Annotated in this window: 20 protein-coding genes and 1 riboswitch; of the genes, 9 read left to right on the plus strand and 11 right to left on the minus strand. The window is 73.3% G+C overall.

Annotation, left to right across the window (positions count from 1 at the left end; all coding sequences use genetic code 11):
* Window positions 1-42 precede the first annotated feature (42 nt).
* From RM555_RS11585 to RM555_RS11605, 5 genes are read right to left on the minus strand one after another with little or no spacing between them, the layout of a single operon-like run.
* On the minus strand, window positions 43-780 hold the full coding sequence (locus RM555_RS11585; protein ID WP_132239958.1) for a GTP-binding protein: 738 nt from the start codon (window positions 778-780) through the stop codon (window positions 43-45).
* The gene (locus RM555_RS11590) at window positions 758-1,231 is read right to left on the minus strand and encodes a DUF742 domain-containing protein (protein ID WP_311411741.1); all 474 of its coding nucleotides are present in this window, start codon (window positions 1,229-1,231) and stop codon (window positions 758-760) included. Before RM555_RS11590 ends, RM555_RS11585 begins: the two co-directional genes overlap by 23 nt.
* On the minus strand, window positions 1,228-1,698 hold the full coding sequence (locus RM555_RS11595) for a roadblock/LC7 domain-containing protein (RefSeq protein WP_088998136.1): 471 nt from the start codon (window positions 1,696-1,698) through the stop codon (window positions 1,228-1,230). The genes RM555_RS11590 and RM555_RS11595 overlap by 4 nt, the downstream gene beginning before the upstream one ends.
* Window positions 1,695-4,259, minus strand: a complete 2,565-nt coding sequence (locus RM555_RS11600) for a sensor histidine kinase (protein WP_311411742.1) — start codon at window positions 4,257-4,259, stop codon at window positions 1,695-1,697. The genes RM555_RS11595 and RM555_RS11600 overlap by 4 nt, the downstream gene beginning before the upstream one ends.
* The gene (locus tag RM555_RS11605; protein ID WP_311411743.1) at window positions 4,246-5,430 is read right to left on the minus strand and encodes a hypothetical protein; all 1,185 of its coding nucleotides are present in this window, start codon (window positions 5,428-5,430) and stop codon (window positions 4,246-4,248) included. The genes RM555_RS11600 and RM555_RS11605 overlap by 14 nt, the downstream gene beginning before the upstream one ends.
* A 364-nt stretch (window positions 5,431-5,794) precedes the next feature.
* Between RM555_RS11605 and RM555_RS11610 the strand changes: the two genes are divergently transcribed.
* Window positions 5,795-8,659: an alpha/beta fold hydrolase gene (locus RM555_RS11610; protein ID WP_311411744.1), complete on the plus strand. Its 2,865-nt coding sequence runs from the start codon at window positions 5,795-5,797 to the stop codon at window positions 8,657-8,659.
* Entirely contained in the window at window positions 8,656-9,531 is an 876-nt protein-coding gene (locus tag RM555_RS11615; RefSeq protein ID WP_311411745.1) for an ABC transporter permease, read from the plus strand. Before RM555_RS11610 ends, RM555_RS11615 begins: the two co-directional genes overlap by 4 nt.
* Here the strand turns inward: RM555_RS11615 and RM555_RS11620 are convergent.
* Entirely contained in the window at window positions 9,528-10,253 is a 726-nt protein-coding gene (locus tag RM555_RS11620) for a DUF4232 domain-containing protein (protein WP_311411746.1), read from the minus strand. The genes RM555_RS11615 and RM555_RS11620 overlap by 4 nt on opposite strands.
* A gap of 781 nt (window positions 10,254-11,034) precedes the next feature.
* On the opposite strand from RM555_RS11620, the gene RM555_RS11625 reads away from it, so the two are divergent.
* On the plus strand, window positions 11,035-11,958 hold the full coding sequence (locus RM555_RS11625) for a hypothetical protein (protein ID WP_311411747.1): 924 nt from the start codon (window positions 11,035-11,037) through the stop codon (window positions 11,956-11,958).
* Between the two features lie 75 nt (window positions 11,959-12,033).
* Here the strand turns inward: RM555_RS11625 and RM555_RS11630 are convergent, their stop codons facing one another.
* Window positions 12,034-12,783, minus strand: coding sequence for a hypothetical protein (locus RM555_RS11630; protein WP_311411748.1), 750 nt, complete (start codon window positions 12,781-12,783; stop codon window positions 12,034-12,036).
* A 162-nt stretch (window positions 12,784-12,945) separates the two neighbouring features.
* Between RM555_RS11630 and RM555_RS11635 the strand changes: the two genes are divergently transcribed.
* Both RM555_RS11635 and thrC read left to right on the plus strand, forming a co-directional pair.
* Window positions 12,946-13,374 carry a DoxX family protein gene (locus RM555_RS11635; protein WP_311411749.1) on the plus strand — a complete coding sequence of 143 codons (429 nt, stop codon included), beginning with the start codon at window positions 12,946-12,948 and terminating at the stop codon, window positions 13,372-13,374.
* Window positions 13,375-13,494: 120 nt separating this feature from the next.
* A riboswitch (SAM riboswitch) is annotated at window positions 13,495-13,630 on the plus strand.
* Between the two features lie 10 nt (window positions 13,631-13,640).
* Window positions 13,641-14,927, plus strand: a complete 1,287-nt coding sequence (gene thrC, locus RM555_RS11640; RefSeq protein WP_311411750.1) for a threonine synthase — start codon at window positions 13,641-13,643, stop codon at window positions 14,925-14,927.
* A 511-nt stretch (window positions 14,928-15,438) separates the two neighbouring features.
* On the opposite strand, the gene RM555_RS11645 is transcribed toward thrC, so the two are convergent.
* Both RM555_RS11645 and RM555_RS11650 read right to left on the minus strand, forming a co-directional pair.
* Window positions 15,439-15,951: a hypothetical protein gene (locus RM555_RS11645; protein ID WP_311411751.1), complete on the minus strand. Its 513-nt coding sequence runs from the start codon at window positions 15,949-15,951 to the stop codon at window positions 15,439-15,441.
* Window positions 15,952-15,953: 2 nt separating this feature from the next.
* Window positions 15,954-16,502 (minus strand): matrixin family metalloprotease, encoded by a 549-nt coding sequence (locus tag RM555_RS11650; protein ID WP_311411752.1) that lies wholly within the window; start codon window positions 16,500-16,502, stop codon window positions 15,954-15,956.
* A gap of 213 nt (window positions 16,503-16,715) precedes the next feature.
* Here RM555_RS11650 and paaN point away from each other — a divergent pair, with 213 nt between their 5' ends.
* On the plus strand, window positions 16,716-18,389 hold the full coding sequence (paaN, locus tag RM555_RS11655; RefSeq protein WP_311411753.1) for a phenylacetic acid degradation protein PaaN: 1,674 nt from the start codon (window positions 16,716-16,718) through the stop codon (window positions 18,387-18,389).
* Window positions 18,390-18,472: 83 nt separating this feature from the next.
* Here paaN and RM555_RS11660 read toward each other — a convergent pair whose 3' ends face one another.
* Window positions 18,473-19,006 (minus strand): GNAT family N-acetyltransferase, encoded by a 534-nt coding sequence (locus tag RM555_RS11660; protein WP_311411754.1) that lies wholly within the window; start codon window positions 19,004-19,006, stop codon window positions 18,473-18,475.
* 210 nt (window positions 19,007-19,216) lie between these two features.
* Here RM555_RS11660 and RM555_RS11665 point away from each other — a divergent pair, with 210 nt between their 5' ends.
* The 3 genes from RM555_RS11665 to groL all read left to right on the plus strand — a co-directional run bounded on the left by RM555_RS11665 (window position 19,217) and on the right by groL (window position 22,623).
* Complete coding sequence (locus RM555_RS11665; protein WP_121400069.1) at window positions 19,217-19,420, plus strand: cold-shock protein; 204 nt, start codon at window positions 19,217-19,219, stop codon at window positions 19,418-19,420.
* Window positions 19,421-19,607: 187 nt separating this feature from the next.
* Window positions 19,608-20,726 carry a DUF3824 domain-containing protein gene (locus RM555_RS11670; protein WP_311411755.1) on the plus strand — a complete coding sequence of 373 codons (1,119 nt, stop codon included), beginning with the start codon at window positions 19,608-19,610 and terminating at the stop codon, window positions 20,724-20,726.
* Between the two features lie 274 nt (window positions 20,727-21,000).
* Window positions 21,001-22,623, plus strand: a complete 1,623-nt coding sequence (gene groL / locus RM555_RS11675; protein ID WP_311411756.1) for a chaperonin GroEL — start codon at window positions 21,001-21,003, stop codon at window positions 22,621-22,623.
* A 59-nt stretch (window positions 22,624-22,682) separates the two neighbouring features.
* Here groL and RM555_RS11680 read toward each other — a convergent pair whose 3' ends face one another.
* Entirely contained in the window at window positions 22,683-22,880 is a 198-nt protein-coding gene (locus RM555_RS11680; protein ID WP_088998151.1) for a hypothetical protein, read from the minus strand.
* Window positions 22,881-22,906: the final 26 nt, after the last annotated feature.

A 22,906-nucleotide genomic window follows, 5' to 3' on the forward strand; every position in this document is an offset into this window, starting at 1 on the left:
AACCACCCCTTCTCGTGAAACGGGTCGAACCGCCGCAGCGGTTCAGGACCTTCCCTCCCGGGTGGCCCGCTCGAGTGCGCGGTCGAGGACGACCAGCAGGGCGTCCCGCACCGAGAGCCGGTCCCGGGCGTCGAACTGCACCAGGGGCACGTGGTCGCCGACGGCCAGCGCCCACCGGATCGCGTCGAGGTCGTGCGCCAGCCGCCCGTCGAAGGCGTTCACGCCGACCACGAAGGGCAGGCCGGCCCGCTCGAAGAAGTCGATCGCCGGGTAGCAGTCGTCGAGCCGGGCGCTGTCCACCACGACGAGCGCGCCGAGCGCCCCCCGGGCCAGGTCGTCCCACATGAAACCGAACCGGGCCTGCCCCGGCGTGCCGAAAAGGTACAGCTTCAGACTGCGGTCGATGGTGACGCAGCCGAAGTCCATCGCCACCGTGGTGGTGGTCTTCGCGGAGCGTACGCCGGGGTCGTCGACGCCGATCCCGGCGGTGGTCATCTCCGCCTCGGTGGTCAGCGGGGCGATCTCGGAGATCGCGCCGACCGTGGTGGTCTTGCCGACCCCGAAGCCGCCGGCGATGAGGATCTTGACCGGGATCGGCGGTGCGGCGGCCGGCGTGGGCCGGGGCACCGCGGCCACCCCGGTGGCCGGCGTCCGGTGCGGCGGCGGAGCGGACGCGGCGGGTTGCGGCCCCGTCGGGGAGCCGTACCGGGTGGCGGCGCTGTTGGCGGCGATCCCGCCCAGCGGGGCGACCGGCCATTCAGGAGATCGCACGGAGTCCATCAATCACTCGCAGGATGATGTCGGGGTCGAGGGCGTCGGCGCCGTCGTGCACGTCGAGGTGGCCCGCGGCACGGAGGTCGCCGACCAGCACCCGGGTCACGCCGAAGTGCAACCGGGTACGGGCGGAGATCTCGGCGACCGAGATCGGCTCGTCGCAGAGCGAGACGATCGCCTGCAACTCGGGTGCCAGCCAGGTCAGCGACGCCGGCCGGTCGGTCGCCGGCCGGGCGGTCACCTGCGTCTCCAGCCCGATCGCCGGGTCGGCGCCGGCCACCCGCCCGGCGGTGAGCACGAACGGGCGCGGGCCTGCGGGCCCGTCCTCGGTCGCCGGCGCGGCCGTGGTCGCCGGCAGGCCGGGCCGGGCGTCGTGCGGGGACGACGCGCGCAGGTAGGGCCGGATCCGGACCGTGGGCTCCGGATCCGGTCCCTCGCCGGCGACCTCGGGGGTCATTGCTGGGCGGCGTTCTTCAGCTCGGCGATCAGTCTCGGGGTGAGGGCGCCGCCGGCCCGCCCGGCGAAGAGCGTCATCTCGTAGGCGACGGTGCCGAGGTTCGCCGAGCGGTCGGCGACCACCCCGAGCACGGAGCCGCTGCTGATCGCGCTGATCAGCAGGTAGCCCTCGGCCATGTCCACGACCACCCGGTTCAGCCCGCCGAGGGCGTACCAGCTCGCGGCGCCGCCGGCGAGGCTCGTCATGCCGGAGACCACGGCGGCCAGCCGTTCCGCGTTGGAGCGGTCCTTGATCGCAGACATGGCCATCAGCAGCCCGTCCGACGAGACGGCGATCGCCTCCAGCACGCCGGCCGTACTGGAGGTGAAGGAGTCCAGCAGCCAGTTGAAGGTGCGCGCCTCCGGGCTCAGGTCCCCGGCGCCCGGGTTCTGGTGGTCGACGTTGTCGTGCAGGAAGGGGCTGGTCACCGTGATGTTCCCTCTTCGTAGCGGTGGTCTTGGCTGACTTCGCGCAGGGCGCGGGCGACGCCCGCCTCGAACTCGGTGAGGAGGTCGCGGACCTCGTCCGGGTTCTCGGGCGGGCTGTCGGGCTGACGGGCCGGGGTGGCGGTCAGGTTCGCCCCGGGCACCCGCCGGGTCAGCCCGGTCGGCGCGGTGCCGTCCGGGGTGCCCCGGCCCAGTTCGGCCCGGCGTACGCCCGACTCGACGGCCTCGACGAGGGCGCGGGCGGCGGCCGGGTCCGCGTCGGTGACCGGCACCGGCCCGCTCACCGGCGGGGCGGCCGACGGGGCCGGCGGCCCGGCCGGGCGCAGGGTGGCGCCGGGTACCCGCTGCCGGATGCCCGGCGGGGCGGCTGCGGCCGGTCCCCGTGGCCCGGTGCCGGCCGGTGCCCGCAGCTCGACGCCGGCCGGCTCACCGGTGGAGGTGAACGCGTCCCAGGAGGCGCCGGACTCCAGGCTGCGGGTGGCGCGGCTCAGCAGCGCCGCGTCGAACCCGGACGGCGCAGCCTCCGGCGCCGCGCCGACCCCGGACGGCGCCGTGCCGACGGTCGCGCGGGGTTCGGACGGTGCCGTGCCGACCGCCGCGCGGGGCCGGGCGGCCTCCGGCTCGTCGGGCGAGCGCCGGTCGCGGGTGGGTACGGCGGCCCGCGCCACGGTCACGCCGGCCCGCTCGGCGCGGTGGACGACCAGCGACGTCTCCGGGACGTCCAGGTGCGCGGTCACCCCGCCACCGGCGGTCGGCGTCAGCCGCACCTGCCAGCCGTGCCGGCGGGCCAGGCGGCCCACCACGAAGAGCCCCAGCACCTCGGTCGGCGCGAGGTCGAGCCGCTCCCGCCGGGTGAGCCGGGCGTTCTCCTCCGCCAGCCGCTCCGGGGCCATGCCGATGCCCCGGTCCACCACGGTCAGCCGGGCGCCGGAGCCGGTCGGCTCGCCGCCCACGGTGACCCGGGTGTGCGGCGGGGAGAAGACCGTCGCGTTCTCCATCAGCTCGGCCAGCGCCAGGACGAGGTCGCCGACGGCGCCGGGCGCCACCGACACGCCGGGCGGGACCTGCACGTCGACGCGGGTGTAGTCCTCGATCTCGCCGAGCGCCAGCCGGACCACGTCCGCGAGCGGCACCGGCGCCACGTGGGGGTCGGCGCCAGCCGAGCCGGAGAGCACCACCAGGCTGCCGGCGTTGCGGCGCAGCCGGCTGGAGATGTGGTCGAGCCGGTACAGGTGCTCCAGCCGGCCGGGGTCGGTCTCCTGCCGCTCCAGCCGGTCGATCAGCGCGATCTGCCGGCCCACGAGGTTCTGCGTACGGCGGCCGACGTGGCCGAACATCTGGGCCACGTTGCGTCGGCCGGCGACCTGCCGTTCCACGAGCCGGGCGGCGGTGCTCTGCACCCGGTCGAACGCGCGGGCCAGGTCGCCGATCTCGTCGCGGGCCCGTACGTCGACCGGGTCGAGGCGTACCGGCGCGGCGCCCTCGGTCTCGTCGTCGGCGACCCGGGTCAGCTCCGCCTCGGCGACCCGGGCCACCCGGTCGGCGGAGCGGGTGAGCCGGGTCAGCGGCCGGGCCACCGTCCGGGCGACGGCCGCACTGAGCAGCACCACCACGGCGAGGATCAGGGTGACGATCCCCGCCACCAGGTACGCCTCGGCCAGCGCCCGGCGTTGCTGCCCGGTCACCTCGGCGATGACGTCGGCGACGAGCTTCTTCTCGATGAACTGCCCGAAGGTGATCATCGAGCGGACCGACGGGAAGAGCGCGTCCAGCGGGATGTCCCTGGTCGCGGCGGCCGGGTCCAGCGCGCTCCTGGTGAGGAAGTCCGCGCTGGTCCGGGCGGCCACGGCCGCGTCGTTCAGGGTCACCAGCTTCAACTGCTCCGGCGTGATGAGGCTGCGGAACCCCTGGTTGTCCGCCCGCAGCCCCGCCATGCAGGCGACGTACGAGGCACTGACCCGGGGCGAGCCGGTGGCCTTGACGAGCACGATGAGGGTGGCGCAGGCGCCCATCGCCTCGTCGACGCGGAGCAACCCGTCCAGGGCCAGCACCTGCCGCCCGGCCGCCGTCTCGGTGTCCACCCCGAACGGCAGCCGCAGCGCGTTGATCAGTCCCGTGCTGACCGGCCCGTACGCGGCCATGATCTGGTCCGGGGTGGCGGTGCCGGCGAGCACCGCGGCACGCAGGTCGGTCAGCCCGCGTACGCCGTGCAGGGCCTCGGTCACCTCCGGCGGCAGCAGGCCTGCCGAGGTGGCCCGCAGGTCGGCGACCCGGTCGTCCACGCCGGCGGTCCGCTGCATCAGCTCGCTCCGGGTGACCCGGCCGAGCAGCAGCCCGACCGAGAGGACGCGCTCCTGTTGCAGGTCCTGCACGAGGCTGCCGATCCGGCTGGCGACGCGGACCCGGTCGGCGATGTCACCGGCCCGTTGCGCGGCGGCCACGCGGTCGAGCACCGCCGGCACGGCGAGCGCCACCATGCTGAGCAGCGGGATGACCACGAGCAGCGCGAGCTTGCCCCGGATGCGGAGCCTAGCGAGCAGCATCGGAGGGCCCCCACTGCGCGCCGCCGGGTTCGCGGGTCGACCCCGCCGGCTGGAGCTGACGCGGTTCGGCACCCCGGCCGGCGGCCGGCTGCCACGGCGTGTCCTCCGGCGGGGCGTCGGCGCCGTACCGCTCGCGTCGGGCCTGTGCCGCGCGCCCCGGGCCCCGCCGGGCGGCGGCGAGCCACACCGCGCCCAGTGCCGCCCACAGCAGGACGGCCAGCGCGCCGGCCGCCACGGTCAGCCAGCGGTCCCGGTCCAGGTCGCGGGAGCGTCCGGCGAGGAGCGCGTCGAGTTCGTCCAGGATGACGGGCTGGAGCTGTTCGGCGGCGGCCTGCGCGTTCCGCCGGGCGCCGGCGATCCGGGCCTGGTCGGTCTCCGCGTCGCGACCGGCCGGCGCGGAGTGGGCGGCCAACGTCTCGACGGCCCGCTGGTAGGTGTCGAGCGGGTTCAGCACGCTCGGGCCGAGGTCGGCGCTCTCCGAGTTGTCCACGGCGGCCCGGAGGTCGGCGACCAGGTCACCGGCCGGGGCGAGCACGCCCACCCGGAGGGCGGCGATCTCGACGGCGGTCCGGTTCCGCTCGGCGGCGGGCCGGCGGGCGGCGAGCACGGCCAGGTCGGCCAGCCGACCGGCCGCCACGACCGCCTCGGGCAGGTCCCGGCTCGCGTGCTGGAGGAAGAAGGAGTCGGGCCGGGGGTCGCGGACGAGCCCGGACGTCTCCCGGACCTTGCCGTGCAGGGCAAGCAGCAGGTCGGTGGCCTCGCCGTACGCGGTGAAGGCCGTCTCCGGGTCGGCGGGACCGCGGGCGCCCAGCGCCTCGATCCTGGCCCGCAGGCCCGCCCAGCGTTCCTGGGTGCGCAACTCGTCGCCGATCCGCGCGTCCACGGAGGCGGCGGCCTCGACCGCGCGGGTCAGCGCCTCGCTGGTGACGGGCCGGGCGGCGACGGCGGCGGACTGGGCCTCGACCAGGGCGTGGGTGACCGGGGCGAGGGCGCGCAGGTACTCCACGCCCAGCCGTTCCCGGTCGGCCAGGTCCCGGTCGTCGGCCGTGAGTCCCCAGGTCTGGACGAACAGCAGGGTCATCGGCGCGAGCAGGGCGACGAGGAGCAGCAGCGGCAGTACGCGGCCCACCGCGGTGGGCCGCCGGCGGGCCGGCGGTGCGGGGACGGTCATGTCTGTCTCCTCCGGCGGGAGCACGGGATCGGTGGGGGTGGCGGGGGGTCGACGGCGAAGTCCCGTGCACCGGACCGGAAAACTAACCGACCAGCGGGGGCCGTTCCGGCCGCCGGACGGTCAGCTTTGCGTCACGAAGCCCGAAGTAACCGCAGGGTCACTCATCGGACACCTTCCGTGCCGGGTCAGAGAGTGGCAAGGATGGATCGGAGTGGATTTCCGACGAACATCGGAATTCACATGATCCGAATTCATCTCCGTGAGACGGTCTGGACCGCGCCGGCGCGACGCCGATCGGATCAACCGGACGGACGTACGGAGGATCTCAGCCAACGCTCAGGATCCGGGCCGTACCGTGTGCCCAATGAGATCGCCGTTGTCGGCCGCGTGGATCCGGCGTGCCCTGCCCACCCGCCGACGCGCCGTCGCCGCGACGGCGGTCGTCGTGCTGCTCGCCGCTGCCGTGACCTGGGCCGTCCTGCCGCAGGGGCCGGCCGTCCGCACCGAGGCGGCGTTCGTGAACGTCTCCTCCGGGCCGACCGGGAACGAGCCCGTCGACCTGGACACCACCTTCTACCTGCCCGAGGACGCATCGGCGGCAAACAAGGTGCCGGCGGTGCTGCTGGCGCACGGCTTCGGTGGCACGAAGGAGTCCGTCCGCGCCGACGCCGAGGAGTTCGCCGGACGCGGCTACGCGGTGCTCACCTGGACCGCGCGGGGCTTCGGCCGCAGCGGCGGGCAGATCCACCTGGACCACCCGGACTACGAGGTCCGGGACGCCGAACGGCTGCTGGACTGGCTCGCCGCCCGGCCCGAGATCCGTACCGACGCCGCCGGGGACCCGAAGGTCGGCGTCGTCGGCGGCTCGTACGGCGGCGGCCTGGCGCTGCTGCTCGCCGCGCAGGACCAGCGCGTCGACGCGATCGTGCCCATGATCACCTGGAACGACCTGTCCCGCTCCTTCCTGCCGGAGAGCAGCGGCAAGGAGCCCACCGAGGGCGTGTTCAAGTCCGGCTGGGCCGGGCTGTTCTTCGGCGGCGGCGGCAACGTCGGCTCCGGGCCGGCCGGGCTCTCCGGGAACAGCGCCGCGCAGCCCGAGGGGGCGCCGGCCTCCGCCGGCCCGCCCAGCCCGGGGCCGGGCGCCGGTCCGGGGACGGGTCCGGGGCGCGCCCCCGCCGGGGCGGGAGACCCGGCCTGCGGCCGGTTCGCCGCCGACATCTGCGCCGCGTACCTGCGGATCGCCACCACCGGCAGGGCCGACCAGGCCGCCGTGGACCTGCTGCGCCGCTCCAGCCCGGCCGGGGTGCTCGACCGGATCAAGGCGCCGACCCTGCTGGTGCAGGGCGAGGCCGACACCCTCTTTCCGCTCGGCGAGGCGGACGCCAACGCGCGCGGCATCGCCGCGGCCGGCACCCCCGTCCGGGTGGCCTGGTTCACCGGCGGGCACGACGGCGGTGAGGGCCCGAAGACCGACTCGGACCGGGTGAAGTTCCTGACCGTGCAGTGGCTCGACCACTACGTCAAGGGCGAGGGCGACGCCCCGGGCGACGACTTCACCTGGTCCCGCATCGCCGGCTTCGACGCCCTCGACCGTGGCCTGGTGGCCACCGGCTACCGCTACGCCGACTATCCCGGCGTCGCCGGCACGGCCCGCCGGAGCGTGCCGGTGGCCGGCCCCGCCCAGCCCGTCGCCAATCCGCCGTCACGCAACCCGGCCGCCATCTCCTCGGTGCCCTTCGCCGGTGAGTTGTCGTCGCTGCTCGGCGGCGTGGCCGGCGACATTCCCGGCCAGCACGCCCGGTTCGAGTCGGAGCCGCTGGCCGAGGCGGTGGACGTGGTGGGCGCCCCGACCGTCGACGTGCGGGCGGCGTCGCCGACGGGGGAGGCGGTGCTCTTCGTCAAGCTCTACGACGTCGACCCCAACGGCGCGGCAACCCTGCCCAACGGCCTGGTCGCCCCGGTCCGGCTCACCGGCCTGCCGCCGACCATCGACGCGGCGCGGCCGGTCACCGTCACCCTGCCGGCGATCGTGCGCCGGATCGAGTCCGGGCACCGGCTGCGCGTGGTGGTGGCGACCTCCGACCAGGCGTACGCCACCCCGGTCGAACCGGCCGTGCACACCGTCGCGGCCACCGGCGCGGTCAGCCTGCCGACCGTCGCCGGCGACCCCATCCCCACCTCCGCCACCGTGTGGCGCTGGGTGCTGGCCGGCCTGGTCGCGGCGATCGTCGTCGGGCTCGTCGTGGTCGTCGCCGTGGTCCGCCGTCGGCACCGCCGCCAGGACAGCTCCATCCACCCGGCGTACGCGGGCGTCCCGCTGGCCGTGCGGCAGCTCCGCAAGGAGTACGCGGACGGCTTCGTCGCCGTCTCCAACGTGGACTTCGAGGTGCACCCCGGTCAGGTCGTCGGCCTGCTCGGCCCGAACGGCGCGGGCAAGACCACCACGCTGCGGGTGCTGATGGGGCTGACCCAGCCGACGGCCGGCGAGATCTACGTCTTCGGGCACCGGCTGGTGCCCGGGTCGCCGGTGCTGTCCCGGATCGGGGCGCTCGTCGAGGGACCGGGCTTCCTGCCGCACCTGTCGGGGCTGGACAACCTGAAGGCGTACTGGCGGGCCGCCGGCCGGCCCGCCGAGGACGCGCACTTCGAGGAGGCCCTGGAGATCGCGGGCCTGGGCGACTCCGTGCACCGCAGGACCAACAACTACAGCCACGGCATGCGGCAGCGCCTCGCCATCGCGCAGGCGATGCTGGGCCTGCCCGAGCTGCTGGTGCTCGACGAGCCGACCGACGGGCTCGACCCGCCGCAGATCGCGGAGATGCGCCGGGTGCTCCAGCGCTACGCCACGGACGGCCGGGCGGTGCTGGTCTCCAGCCACCTGCTCGCCGAGGTGGAGCAGACCTGCACCCACGCGGTGGTGGTGAACAAGGGCCGCATCGTCGCCTCGGGCCCGGTCGAGGAGATCGTCGGCGAGTCGCCCAGCGTGCTCTTCGACGTGACCGACCCGGAGGCCGCCCGGGCGGTGCTGAACGGCCTGGACGGGGTGCGGGTGCTCCCCGACGGGGAGGGGCAGCTCGTGGTGGACACCAACGGCACCGCCCGCAGCGAGGTGGTCGCCGAGCTGGTCCGGGCCGGCATCGGGGTGGACCGGGTGGTGCCGCGGCGCCGCCTGGAGGACGCGTTCCTCGCCCTGGTGGGCGAGAACTCTCGGGGAAGCGGGGACCGATGATGGCGGGCACGTCACCCACGGTGGGAGCGGCGGCGGGCTACCGGCCCTCGGCGACCCTGCCGTTCGGCGCCGAGTTCCGGCGGCAGGCCTCCCGGCGGCGTACGCAGCTCGCGCTCGGGTTCATGGTGCTGCTGCCGTTGATCATCCTGATCGCGTTCCAGTTCGACACGGGCGGCGACGACGACAACGGGCGGGGCGAGTTCGGCAGCCTGGTGGAGTTCGCCACGTCGGGCGGGCTGAACTTCACGCTCTTCACCATCTTCGTCTCGGCGTCGTTCCTGATGGTCGTGGTGGTGGCGCTGTTCTGCGGGGACACGGTGGCCAGCGAGGCGAGCTGGGGCAGCCTGCGCTACCTGCTGGCGGTGCCGGTGCCCCGGGCCCGCCTGCTGACGGTGAAGCTGCTCGTCGCGCTCGTCTACTCGGCCGTGGCACTGCTGCTGCTCGCTGGCACCGCCCTGCTGATCGGCACCCTCCGCTACGGCTGGGAGCCGTTGCGCAGCACGGTGGCGGCCCAGCTCGAACCGGGCGAGGGGCTGCTGCGGCTGCTGGGCGTGCTCGGCTACCTGGCGGTCGTACTCCTGGTGGTGGCCGGCCTGGCGTTCCTGCTGTCCGTGGTGACGGACGCCGCGCTGGGCGCGGTCGGCGGCGCGGTGCTGCTCTGGATCCTCTCCAGCATCCTCGACCAGATCACCGCCCTGGGCGCGCTGCGCGCGTTCCTGCCGACGCACTACAGCACCGCCTGGCTGGGGCTGCTGTCGACGCCGGTGCAGACCGACGACGTGGTACGCGGGGCGATCTCGGCGATCAGCTACGCGACACTGTTCTGGGGCCTGGCGTTCTGGCGCTTCACCCGCAAGGACGTCACCAGCTAGGGCGCCGGGTCGGTCGCCTTCTTCCAGGCGCTGACCCCGATCCGGCCCGTGTTGCCGAGGTCGACCGGCCCGTCCAGGCCCACCATCTGCGCGGGCCGGCCCTCGGCGGGCGCGATCTCCAGGTGCTCGCCGTTGGTGGCGACGACCGTCGAGTCGGTTACCAGGTTGCGCCAGAGCACGGTGGCCGCAGCCCGTTCGCCGGGCCGCAGGGTCAGTGGCCGGGGCGGGGCGTCGAAGCCCGACGTGATCTCCTTGGCCCCGTCGACGACCCGGACGGATATCGGGTCGCCGTCGCCGGCGTAGAGACGCGGCACCGGGTAGCCGTTCAGCCGGTAGGGCTTCGTGCCGCAGTTGACCAGTAGCAGACTGAGCGCCCGCAGTCCCATCGCGGCGCTGCTGCCCGGTGACGTGATCCGTACGCCGGACTCCGGGCATTCGCCCGCAAGGTCGGACGCCGTGTCGCGCGGCGCCGGTCCGCCCGGCCGCGGGACGAGCCGCGGGGGATCGATCGGCATCGTGTCGACCGGCTGGGGCTTGGCCGGCTGTGGGCTGGCCGGCTGTGGGTCTGCCGGCACCGGGCCGGGCCCCGGCGCGCAGGCGCCGAGCAGGACGAGGCCGGCGATCGCGACCCCGACCGCCCTCACCGGACCGGGGACTGCGCGGCGCGATCGCGGTGTGGGCCGGTGCGCGGGGCTCGTCGCCGTTGCCGTTGCCGTTGCCATCGTCCGATCATCGCACCGGACGGGCCCCGCACCCGTCCGCCGGCCTCCCGGCCACCTCGCGCCGCGGGGCTTCTGTCGGGTGGCCGCCGGGGTCCCGGTGCGGCGCTGTCGAGCTGCCCCATCTGTGGGACCGGCCCGGAGCGGCCCTGGTCAGTTTCCCGCCGACCCCAGCTGGGGCCCCGTGCGGCAGCGTCACCATCAGGGTCGACGGTTCGGCAGGGGCGGCGGCACGGCGTGTGCGTGTCGAGCTGGATCGTCTACGACATCACCCGTCCCACTCCCACATGACCCGGGTCGGGCACTCCCTCGGCCCGGTCCGACGGCAGGACAAGGGAATCGCCGGTCGGGCCGCGAGGCCCTAGGGGTGCGGTGACGGCGGTCGGCCACCGGCACGGTGCAAGTGTTCCAGTGATGGCGTGGTGTCGGTGAGTGAGAATCGGGTATGGCCAATCCGCCGCCTGAGCCACAGTCCGAGCCGTCGTCCACATCGCCGCCCGCGCCGTCGTCCGAGCGGTCCGCCCCGTCTGCGCCTGCGCCGCCGCCTGCGTCTGCGCCCGCGCCGTCGTCCGAGCGTTCCCCCGCGTCTGCGCCCGTGCCGCCGTCCGCGCCCGCGCCTACGCCGCCGTCCGCGCCCGCGCCTACGCCGCCGTCCGCGCCTACGCCTGCGCCGCCGTCCGCGCCCGCGCGGTCATCCGCGTCTGCGGCCGAGCCGAAGGCCTGGGCCGTACTGGCGGATCAGCGCCTGCCCGGGATTCGCGGGCTCCCGCCGAGGCAGCGCGCGGTGTACGCGACCGCCGCCGTCGTCATCCTCGTGGTCGGCGCGCTGTTCGCCTACCAGGCCAACTTCCTCCTGGACCGGTCGACGGCCACCGATCGGGCCCGCTCGGACAGGCAGGCCGCGAAGGCGGTCGACCGTGAGCAGCCCGCGTTCGTGTCCACCGTCACGCCCCTGGACTACGACCGGGACCTGCCCGAGGCCTTCACCGTCCTGCTCGACCGGCCCCTGACCGAGGACGAGCAGGTCGCCCTCACCGCACTGACCGGCCCGAGGTCGGAGGTGTGGGAGTTCCTGAAGCCGCTCGGCGGACGGATGGTCGAGCACGCGTCCTACGTGGCCTCGCGGGAGGACGGCAACGAGAATCGTGGTCATGCCCAGACGTTCGACCTGAACCTGAACAGCGACCGCGCCGCCGGGCTCACGATCAACGACATGACCGCCGTGAAGGACTCGTGCCACGCGCCCACGGCGCAGACCGTCGTCACCCTTCCCCCGGCGGGTGCCGAGCCCCGGCAGGGCCTGCTGTGGGACCTGACCGGTGGGCCGACGGACGAGCCCCACGGCCCGTACACCCTGGCCGACGGCGAACCGGAGGAGGGACAGTTGTACTTCCGCCGCAACGTCGTCGAGCTGGGCAACGGTCAGTCCAACATGGCCTTCCGCGTCCAGCCGGAGGTGTCCACCCACACGTGCGAGTGGCACATCGTCGCGTCCTACACCGACACGACCGGTGCCCACGAGCAACGCATCCCGAGCGGCACGGGCACGTTCACCACCGAGGCCATCCCGTCGCAGCCCGTCCAGTACTTCGAACGCCCCCCGGGCACGGAGTGGGGCTGTCTCGGCGAGGTGCGCCAGCAGGACTGCCCGGCCACCGGAATGGTGCGGCTGCCGAGGCCGCCGGTCCACCGGCCGGTCCCGGGCTGAGCCGCGCGTGCCCGGCACGGCCGGAGCCGCAACCACCGACCGGTCCCCGACTGAGGCGGCCCGGTCGGGGGGACGTCAGCGGGAACGGGGCCTGCGCTTGCGGGTGGGGGAGTCGGGGGAGTCCGGCGTGGTGCCCGAGTCGGCGGTGTCCCCGTCGTCGGATGCGTCGGTCACCCGGGCGTCGGTGTGGCTCAGCTCGGCCAGCGTCGCGCCCCTGAGCTGGTAGACGGCGGTGCGCCGGATGCTCAGTTCCGCCATCGGGCCGCCCGCCGGCCGGGTCAGGTAGATCACCGTCGCCCTGCCGTCGCGCACGCTGACGCTCTCCACCGGCGTGCGGTCGCCGAGGTCGACCTGGGCCAGATAGTCGGGCTCGCCCCTGACGTTGCGCCAGGCGGCGAGGGTGAAGAAGCGGCCGGTGCCGCCGCCGTCGAGCCTGACCACGCCGATCGCGTCGCCCGCACCGTCGCCGTCGAGGTCGCCGACGGCGCACGGCCGCTGCAACTCCACCGTCGTGCCGTCCCGGTCGGCCCACCGGCCATCGGTGAGGCGGAGCGGGGCGGCGTACCCGCGGTAGTGGACCTTCCGGCTGCCGACCCGGGTGTCGCGCAGTTCGAGGCAGGTGAGCTGGTCGCCGGTGCGGCGGGGGGTGGGGGTGGCCCGGGTGGTCGCCGGGGTGGCGTCGACGTCGTCCCGCTTCGCGGCGGTGCCGGCGGTCCGGTCGGCGGACCGGTTCCGCTTCTTGCGGTTGCCGGTGGAGCAGGCGGTGGTCACCGTCAGCAGGCAGGCCATGGAGAGCGCCACCACCGGGACGAGCTTGCGACGCATTCGCGCGTTCCTTTCGGTCGATGTGCCTGCACCGTAACGGGGCCGCGCCACGCATATCCCGCAGCTTCGTGGGAGCGTTCCCACGAAGAGGGAATCCATCGACATTGCCAAATGGGCGTCGGCATTCTGGTGTCGTCCCGTCGTCTCATCGGAGGTGCCCTGATGCTCGCTGACCGGATCGGCGGCCCGGCCCTGTCCCTGTTCCGTGCCGTCGTCGGCCTGCTCTTCCTCTGCCATGGCCTGGCCTCGCTGCTCGGGGTCCTCGGTGGCAGCCGGGGCACCGGCGAGGCGGTCCCGCTCGGCGAGTGGCCGGGGTGGTGGGCCGCGCTGATCCAGGCGGTCTGCGGCGGGCTGGTGCTCGTCGGGCTGTTGACCCGGGCGGCGGCCCTGCTGGCGTCCGGCTCGATGGCCTACGCGTACTTCGTGGTGCACCAGCCCGACGCGCTGCTCCCGCTGCGCAACGGCGGTGAGCTGGCCGTCCTGTTCTGCTGGTCGTTCCTGCTGATCGCCGTGTTCGGCCCCGGCGCGTGGGCGGTCGACACCGCGCTGCGGGCCCGACGCCCCGCCGGCTCCCGCTCGGTGACCGCCTGAATCCGTACCGTCGAGGAAGGCCCGCCGGCCGCCCGACGGCGGCTGCGGGATCGCTCACAGCGTGGGATCTCGCGTCGGTCCCGGCGGCGTCGGTGCTTAGACTCGACGGCACAACTGCATACCTCATCCAGAGGGGCTGAGGGATACGGCCCGACGACGCCCCGGCAACCACCCCGCGCGCTCATCGCAGAGCGACCGGCGGGGCAGGTGCCAATTCCGTCCCCGCCGCAGGGTGCGATGCGGGGAAAGATGAGAGGACCCGCGACATGACGTCGACGTTCGCCCCCTCCGGCATCGACACCACCGCCAGCCCCGCCCGCGCCCTGGTCTGCCGCGCCTGTTCGGCGCGCTACCCGCTCGCCGCCCAGCACGCCTGCTACGAGTGTTTCGGCCCGTTGGAGGTCGACTACGACGCCGCCGCGCTCGCGACGGTCACCCGGGAGCAGATCGAGGCGGGCCCGCAGAACATCTGGCGGTACGCGGCGCTGCTGCCCGCCGGCCAGGACCCGGCCACCCGGGTCACCCTCGACCCCGGCTTCACCCCGTTGGTGGCCGCCCCGCACCTCGCCGCCGAGCTGGGCATCACCGCCCCGCTCTGGGTCAAGGACGACAGCGCCAACCCGACCCACTCGTTCAAGGACCGGGTCGTCTCGGTGGCGTTGACCGCGGCCCGCGCGCTCGGCTTCAGCCGCTACGCCTGCGCCTCCACCGGGAACCTGGCCAACTCCGTCGCCGCGCACGCGGCCCGGGCCGGCGCGCCGTCGGTGGTCTTCATCCCCGGCGACCTGGAGCAGGGCAAGGTCATCACCACCGCCGTCTACGGCGGCGAACTGGTCGCCATCGACGGCTCGTACGACGACGTGAACCGGCTCTGCGGCGAGTTGGTGGAGACGGACGAGTTCGAGGACACCGCGTTCGTCAACGTCAACGTGCGCCCCTACTACGCCGAGGGCTCGAAGACGCTCGGCTACGAGGTCGCCGAGCAGCTCGGCTGGCGGATCCCCGCGCAGGTGGTGATCCCGATGGCCTCCGGCGAGCTGCTCACCAAGATCGACAAGGCGTTCGCCGAGCTGGTCGAGATCGGCCTGGTCGAGGCGCCGGCCGGCGGCTGGAAGGTGTTCGGCGCGCAGTCGGCCGGCTGCAACCCCATCGCCACCGCCCTGCACGCCGACACCGACACCATCACGCCCGTCAAGCCGACCGGCATCGCCAAGTCCCTCAACATCGGCGATCCGGCCGCCGGCATCTACGCGCTGGAGGCGGTGCGCCGCACCGGGGGCTGGATGGAGTACGTCGACGACGACGAGATCCGCGCCGGCATCCGGCTGCTGGCCCGGACCACCGGCGTCTTCGCCGAGACGGCCGGCGGGGTGACCGTGGCCGTGCTGCGCAAGCTGGTCGAGTCCGGCCGCCTCGACCCGGCCGCCGAGACCGTCGTCTTCAACACCGGCGAGGGCCTCAAGACCCTCGACGCGGTGGCCGGCGAGGTCGGCCCCACCCACCGCATCAAGCCCTCGCTCCGCGCCGCCCGCGACGCCGGCCTCCTCGGCTGACCCCGCCCCGCACCTGGTCTTCCCCCGCCCCTCCGCGTCGATCATGAGGTTGGCGGCGAAGCTGATCGCGAACAGTGCCGCCGGCCTCGGGCCCCGGGTCCTCGAAGGGCCGGGAGCTGGCGTGTCGAGGGGGTTGCGGGCAGGAGGGTGGGGGATTCGGCGGGTAACTGGGTTTTTGCTGTGAGTGCGGAAAACGCGCTGACAAGGACTTGACGGCAGGAACCGGACGGCGCAAGATGCTCCGTGCGGGAGGGCGTTTCGCCGGAGACTTTCAGTTCTTGCGACCCAACGCCGGAGGCGTTGTGCGAGCGTCCCTCCCGACCAACTTCCGATCGGGCCAGCGGTTGATCCGCTGGCCCGATCGTCGTCGTGCGGCACACCCACGCCAGGCGGGCTGAACGAGCGCGTCGATCCCCGCCACCGACCTGACCGCGATCACCGGGGGCGGCGGGTCCGGCCGGGCTGTCCGCCGATCGGATCGGGGCCGGGCGCCCTGCGGTGTCTGCCCGAGCTAGGACACCGTGGTGTCCTGGTTCGCCACCGCCTGGGTCCAGACGTGCACGCTCGCGCCGGACGTGGTGACCGGTGCCAGGGTCGGGGTCAGCACCAGGACGTGTTCGTCGGACCCGTTCCGGCTGGTGAGGGGCAGGACGTACGCGGAGCCGACGGCGAGTTGCTGGACGCCTTCGACTGTCCAGGTGTCCTTCCCGCGGGTTCCGCCCAGTTGGTCGACGAGGATGGTGTCCTCGACGTCGCCCTTGAGCTTGTCGGAAACAGCGACCTTGAAGATGGTGTGGGGGGCGCCGCGCTCACCCTGGCGTACCTCCGCGACGCCAGTGACGGTCCCGACCACGACCGCATCGGCGTAGCCGGCGACCTTGGCGCGGTTGGTGGTGTCGAACGCGAAGCTCACCGAAACCGGGTGGGTCTGAGCCGGGCGGAGCTGTTGGTAGGTGAACCAGCCGCCGACGGCCAGGACAAGGGCGACCAGCCCGACGAACGGGGCCTTCAGTCGGTGGTTCATCTTCAGTACCCCCATTTGCTGTGATAGGTGCTGATGTCCCACGATTGCAAATTGTTGTTCATGTTCGGGTTGTAGTCGGTCGAGTAGGGGTCCATGACCGCAACTTCAGGACCGTGGTCGAGACCGATGGCGTGCCCGAATTCGTGGGTCATCGCGGCGTGATCACGTGAGGTGCTGTAACTGTCGAGATAGTGGGTGTTCATGACGATGTCGTCCGCGCCGGCCACGCAGGAGTAGTAGGCGACCGTGCCGTTCCCGCCGTCATTGCTGTCGCTGACGTCAACGTCGGAGTAACTCCAGGCGTCGTCCGCTCTGACGTCGATGGGATTGAGCGCGTTCCACTGGTTGACCGCGTGATTCAGCGAGTCGTTGTACTTGGTGAAGTCATCGTAGACGAGTTCCCCACCGTCGACCGCGTTGCAGGCGCTTCCGGCGATTCCCACGTCAGCCGCGGCAGGGGTCGCGAACAGGGCCGACGCGGCGAGCATCCCGGACACCACCAGCATCGACCAGGCCGGCCGGCGACGGAAGGCAGACTCTCGTTGCTCCACAGAACCTCCTCGAATACAGATAGAAGGTCGTCACTGTAACTGACCCGGGGTATCCGATGTGGACCCGAATTCCCCGGACCCCGGCCCGCCGAGGGGGTGCGGGCGTGCGGCGACGCCGTCGCTGCCTCGGCGGCTGGACGGACTGGCAGCTCACGATCCGAGTTGTGACACGGCCCTACTGATCTGAGGGGTTCCTGTTGCATGATGGCGGGCATGACGGAGACCCCGCACCCCCTGTACGACAGGCACGCCGACACCCTCAACCGGGCGCTGACCGCGATCACGGAGCGCGGGTACTGGTCCGCCTACCCCGAGTCGCCCAGCCCCCGGGTCTACGGCGAGACCGCCGCCGCCGACGGCAAGGCCGCCTTCGAGGCGTACCTCGGCGGTGACTTCCCCCTCGACCAGCCGGGCGCGGCCGACCGGGTCGCCACCGAGAGCAGCCCGTTCGGCGTCGAGCTGAACGTCCGCTACCCGCACGCCGGCGCCGACGAGCTGGTCGCCGCCGCCTCCGCCGCCCTGCCCGCCTGGCGCGACGCCGGCCCGCAGGCCCGGGCGGGGGTCTGCCTGGAGATCCTCGACCGGCTGCACAAGCACATCTTCGAGCTGGCCAACGCGGTGCAGTTCACCAGCGGCCAGGCCTTCGTGATGGCCTTCCAGGCCGGCGGCGCGCACGCGCTGGACCGCGCGCTGGAGGCGGTCGCCTACGCGTACGCGGAGATGACCCGGCACCCGGGGACGGCGGGCTGGGAGAAGGCGGCCGGCAAGGGCGACCCGCTGCGGATGACCAAGACCTTCCACGTGGTGCCCCGTGGCGTGGCGCTGGTGATCGGCTGCAACACCTTCCCGACCTGGAACTCGTACCCGGGGCTGTTCGCCTCGCTGGTCACCGGCAACCCGGTGGTCGTCAAGCCGCACCCGCGCGCGGTGCTGCCGCTGGCGATCACGGTGAAGTACGCCCGGGAGGTGCTGGCCGAGGCCGGCTTCGACCCGAACCTGGTGCTGCTCGCCCCCGAGGCTCCCGGGGAGAAGCTCGCCTCCACGCTGGCCCTGCATCCGGCCGTGAAGATCATCGACTTCACCGGTTCCACCGAGTACGGCGACTGGCTGGAGGCCAACGCCCGGCAGGCGGCGGTCTACACCGAGAAGGCCGGGCTGAACACGGTGGTGATCGACTCCACCGACGACTTCGCCGGGATGTGCCGCAACCTCGGCTTCACCCTGAGCCTCTACAGCGGCCAGATGTGCACCACGTCGCAGAACATCCTGATCCCCGGCAACGGCATCGAGACCGACCAGGGGCACAAGAGCTTCGACGAGGTGGCGGGCGGGATCGCCGCTGCGGTCGCCAAGGTCACCGCCGACCCGGCGCGCGGGGTGGAGATGACCGGCGCGATCGTCAACGACGGGGTGCTGGAGCGCCTCGACGAGGTCACCAAGGTCGGCGAGGCCGTGCTGGAGTCGCGTACGGTCGAGCACCCGGCCTTCCCCGGCGCGGTGGTCCGCACCCCGACGGTGGTCAGGCTGGCGGCCGACGACACCGCGACCTACTCGAAGGAGTGGTTCGGGCCGATCTCGTTCGCCATCGCCACGGACTCCACCGCGCACAGCCTGGAGATCCTGCGCGCCACGGTCGGCGAGAAGGGCGCGCTCACCGCGGCGGTCTACTCCACCGACGAGGCGGTCCTCGACGCGGCCGAGGCCGCGGCGATCGAGGTCGGGGTGCACCTGTCCTGCAACCTGACCGGCGGGGTCTTCGTGAACCAGTCGGCGGCCTTCTCCGACTTCCACGGCAGCGGCGCCAACGCGGCGGCCAACTCGGCGCTCACCGACGGCGCCTACGTGGCCAACCGGTTCCGCATCGTGCAGTCCCGCCGGCACGCCTGAGAGGTCCGGCTGCCCGGGTCGGCCCCGCACGGGCCGCTCCGGGCAGCCGATCCGGTCCGGGCGGAACGCATCGCCGGCGCGGGTCAGGCCGGGCGGCGCATCTGGAGCTCGGTGAGCGCCGGGACCGTGGGGTGCGGGACGCGTACGCCGGTGTCGACGAAGCCCAGCCGCCGGTACGCGCGGTAGGCCCGGTCGTTGCCGACCACGACCTCCAGCATCAGTTCGGGGCGCCCGCAGGCGCGGGACCAGGCCGCGACCGCGTCGACGAGGTCGCCGAGGAGGCCCGTGCCCCGCCAGGGCGGGGTGACGTAGACGGCGTACACCACGGTCAGCCCCGGCTCCCCGGGGGCCACCGTGCCGCCGGCGTGCCCGACGAGCCGGCCGCCCGGGTCCGCGACGAACTGGGCGGTGCCCGTCCCGACGGAGACGGACGCGATCCTGGCCGCGTAGTCGGCGTGCGACCGGGCCGCCGCGTCGGCGAGGGTCTCCAGGAAGGCCAGCGGGGCGTCGGCGAGCATCTCCAGCCGCAGCGCCCGCATCCGAGCAGCGTCCGGGGGTCGGACCCGCCGGATCTCCGCCCGCCGCGTCGGCCCCGGACCGTCGGGCGTGCTCGTCATGCCGAATGCCTATCACAGCGATGACGGCCGATGGCCGGCGATCGGCGTATGTCCGATTTGTGGTCGTGCGGTGTCGTCACGCTTCGTGTAGCGTGCGATTTCGGTCACCGTTTCAGCGGCCCTCGTCGATCGCCGAGCCGGTGGTCCTCCGGTGCCGGCCCGCCCGGCCTCCGGGGTCGTGGAACGCCGCGCAGAGTGAGGAAGTGCACCGTGGCAGAGGGCACCGTGAAGTGGTTCAACTCCGAAAAGGGCTACGGCTTCATCGCCGTCGACGGTGGGCAGGACGTCTTCGTCCACTTCTCGGCGATCGAGATGGACGGCTACAAGGCGTTGGACGACGGCCAGCGGGTCGAGTTCGAGATCGCCCAGGGCCAGAAGGGCCCCCAGGCCGAGCGCGTGCGCGTCATCGCCTGACGGGCGTCCCTCCCGCGTCCCCGCGCCGACCGACCTCCTGACCGCCGGTCGTGGGGCGTCGGCCGGGGGTGGGCGCCCGGTGGGCCGGGCGGTCGTCGGCCGGTTCGCTCCACGGGGGCGGGCTTCGGCGCGGTTGCGTCGGCAGGGGAGGATCGTGAGCCGTTCCAGCCATCGCTGAGGAGGGTTCATGTCCGACCAGCCACCCCAGGCCGCGCCGCCCCCGGGAGATCCCGATCCCTCCGCGACGCCACCCGTCGGCCCGGGCGGCGCTGCGCCGACAGGCCCGCAACAGCCGCAGGACTGGGTCTTCCCGCCCACCGGCGGGTACCCGGCCGGCTCCGGCCCGTACGGCGGGCAGCCGTGGTACCCCGGCGCCCCGGTCGCGTACCCCGGGCAGCCGGGCGCCCCGGTCGCCTATCCCGGGCAGCCGGTCCACGGGTGGTACCCGCCGGGGCACGGCCTCGACCCGGCCGACGTGCTCGTCACCCCGCCCGGCGCGGGCGTCAACGGCTGGTTCGGCCGGTGCGTCGGCGCGGTACGTCGGGGCTGGCGGCTGCTGCTGCCGATCCTGCTGCTCACCCAGGCGCTGCCGGCCCTGGTGGTGTCGATGCTCTCGCTGGTCGTCGACCCGAGCGCCAAGTGGGAGGAGTCGATGGCCGGCGACCCGGCCGCGCTGCCCGACACCTTCCTGACCGACACGGTCGTCCTGCTGTCCGTGGTGCTCGGCAGCGCCCTCGTCTTCGGCTTCGTGCAGAGCCTGGGCTGGGCGGCCGGCACCTGGGTGGTCACCCGGCAGGCGGCAGGTCAACCGGTGAGCGTGGGCGCCGCCCTCTCCTACGGGGTGCGCCGGGCGCTGGGCCTCTGGGGCTGGACCCTGCTGATGAGCGTCATCATCGGGCTCGGGGTCTGTCTCTGCGTGATCCCCGGCATCTACTTCGCCTTCGCGCTGAGCATGGCCGGCCCGGTCTACCTGTTCGAGCGGCAGCACCCGATCGGCCGTTCCTTCCGCATGTTCCACGACCGGCTCGGTCTGCTGCTCGGCCGGGTGGCGCTGGTGGCGGCGGCGGTGATCGTCGGCAGCGGGGCCGCCAGCATGGTGGAGGGCATCGGCACGCTGCCGTTCGGCACCACCCCGCTGGAATCGCCCGGCACGGCGGTCGGTGTGCTCGTGGTGACGCTGGTGGGCGCGGTGCTGGCCCTGCCGACCCACCTCGCCCAGCTGGTCGGCCTGGTCGTCACGTACGCCGAGCAGCGTGCCCACGAGGGGCCGGTGGACAGCGCCCGGCTGGCCGGTGAACTCGGCTGACCGGGGCGATCGTGCTTGCACTCGGCAGGGGAGAGTGCTAAACAAGTCATTGGCACTCGCATACCGTGAGTGCCAATGGTCGGGGCGGTAGGGCCACGGTCGTAGCGGCGTCCAGACGCGGCTGCGGCACATGGCCGGTCGTCGCGGGCTATCCGGCCCGGCCGAGGAGACGTCGTCGTCGCCAGGTGGCGACGTCCCAAGGTGCGTACACCAGGCGGCCCATCCGGGACACACACTCCGGGTGGCCCGTGAGTGTCCAGGAGGACAACGCCGTATGGCCAAGATGATCGCGTTCGACGAAGAGGCGCGCCGCGGCCTCGAGCGGGGCATGAACCAGCTCGCCGACGCCGTGAAGGTGACCCTCGGCCCCAAGGGCCGCAACGTCGTCCTCGAGAAGAAGTGGGGTGCCCCCACCATCACCAACGATGGTGTGAGCATCGCCAAGGAGATCGAGCTCGAGGACCCCTACGAGAAGATCGGCGCCGAGCTGGTCAAGGAGGTCGCGAAGAAGACCGACGACGTCGCCGGTGACGGCACGACGACGGCGACCGTCCTGGCCCAGGCCCTGGTCCGCGAGGGCCTGCGGAACGTGGCCGCCGGTGCCAACCCGATGGCCCTGAAGCGGGGCATCGAGGCCGCCGTGGCCAGCGTCTCGGAGGAGCTGCTCAAGCTCGCCAAGGACGTCGAGACCAAGGAGCAGATCGCCTCCACCGCCTCCATCTCCGCCGGTGACACCAGCGTCGGCGAGATCATCGCCGAGGCGATGGACAAGGTGGGCAAGGAAGGCGTCATCACCGTCGAGGAGAGCAACACCTTCGGGCTGGAGCTGGAGCTCACCGAGGGTATGCGCTTCGACAAGGGCTACATCTCGGCCTACTTCATGACCGACCCGGAGCGCATGGAGGCCGTCTTCGACGACCCCTACCTCCTGATCGTCAACAGCAAGATCTCGTCGGTGAAGGACCTGCTCCCGATCCTGGAGAAGGTCATGCAGTCGGGCAAGCCGCTGCTGATCATCTCCGAGGACATCGAGGGCGAGGCCCTGGCCACCCTGGTCGTCAACAAGGTCCGGGGCACCTTCAAGTCCGTCGCCGTCAAGGCGCCGGGCTTCGGTGACCGCCGCAAGGCCATGCTGGCCGACATCGCCATCCTCACCGGTGGCCAGGTCATCAGCGAGGAGGTCGGCCTCAAGCTGGACGCCGTCGGCCTCGACATGCTGGGCCGCGCCCGCAAGGTCGTGGTGACCAAGGACGAGACCACCATCGTCGACGGTGCCGGCGACGCCGAGCAGATCCAGGGCCGGGTCAACCAGATCCGGGCCGAGATCGAGAAGAGCGACTCCGACTACGACCGCGAGAAGCTGCAGGAGCGACTGGCCAAGCTGGCCGGCGGCGTCGCGGTGATCAAGGTCGGCGCGGCCACCGAGGTCGAGCTCAAGGAGCGCAAGCACCGCATCGAGGACGCCGTCCGCAACGCGAAGGCCGCCGTCGAGGAGGGCATCGTCCCGGGTGGTGGCGTCGCGCTGGTGCAGGCCGGCAAGACCGCCTTCGACAAGCTGGACCTGGTCGGCGACGAGGCGACCGGTGCGAACATCGTCAAGGTCGCGCTGGACGCCCCGCTGCGGCAGATCGCCGTCAACGCCGGCCTCGAGGGCGGCGTCGTGGTGGAGAAGGTCCGTAACCTGAACCCGGGTCACGGCCTCAACGCCGCCAACGGCGAGTACGTCGACCTGCTGGCCGCGGGCATCATCGACCCGGCCAAGGTGACCCGCTCGGCGCTGCAGAACGCCTCGTCGATCGCGGCGCTCTTCCTCACCACCGAGGCCGTCGTGGCGGACAAGCCGGAGAAGACCCCGGCCGCCCCGGCTGGTCCGGGTGGCGGGGACATGGACTTCTGAGTCCAGCTCCAACAACGCCGTGAGGGGCGGGCCGCGTCAGCGGTCCGCCCCTTGCGCCGTCACGTCGGCAGTGGCCGTTGGTTGCGTCTCTTCTGCGCCCGGTCGTACGGCTGCGGGATCTGCACCGGCTCGTCGACCAGCGTCACCGGCTCGTCGGCCGGCTCGTCGACGCCGGCCATCTCCGCCTGCTGCTCGGCGTCGCCGTAGTCGAGCCGGTCGAACGGCAACGGGCCGGGGCGTTCGTCGTCCGTGGTCATGGCTGCCTCCTCTACCGGAAACGGTA

It is taken from the genome of Micromonospora reichwaldensis (assembly GCF_031845925.1).
Classification (GTDB): Bacteria; Actinomycetota; Actinomycetes; order Mycobacteriales; family Micromonosporaceae; genus Micromonospora; species Micromonospora reichwaldensis.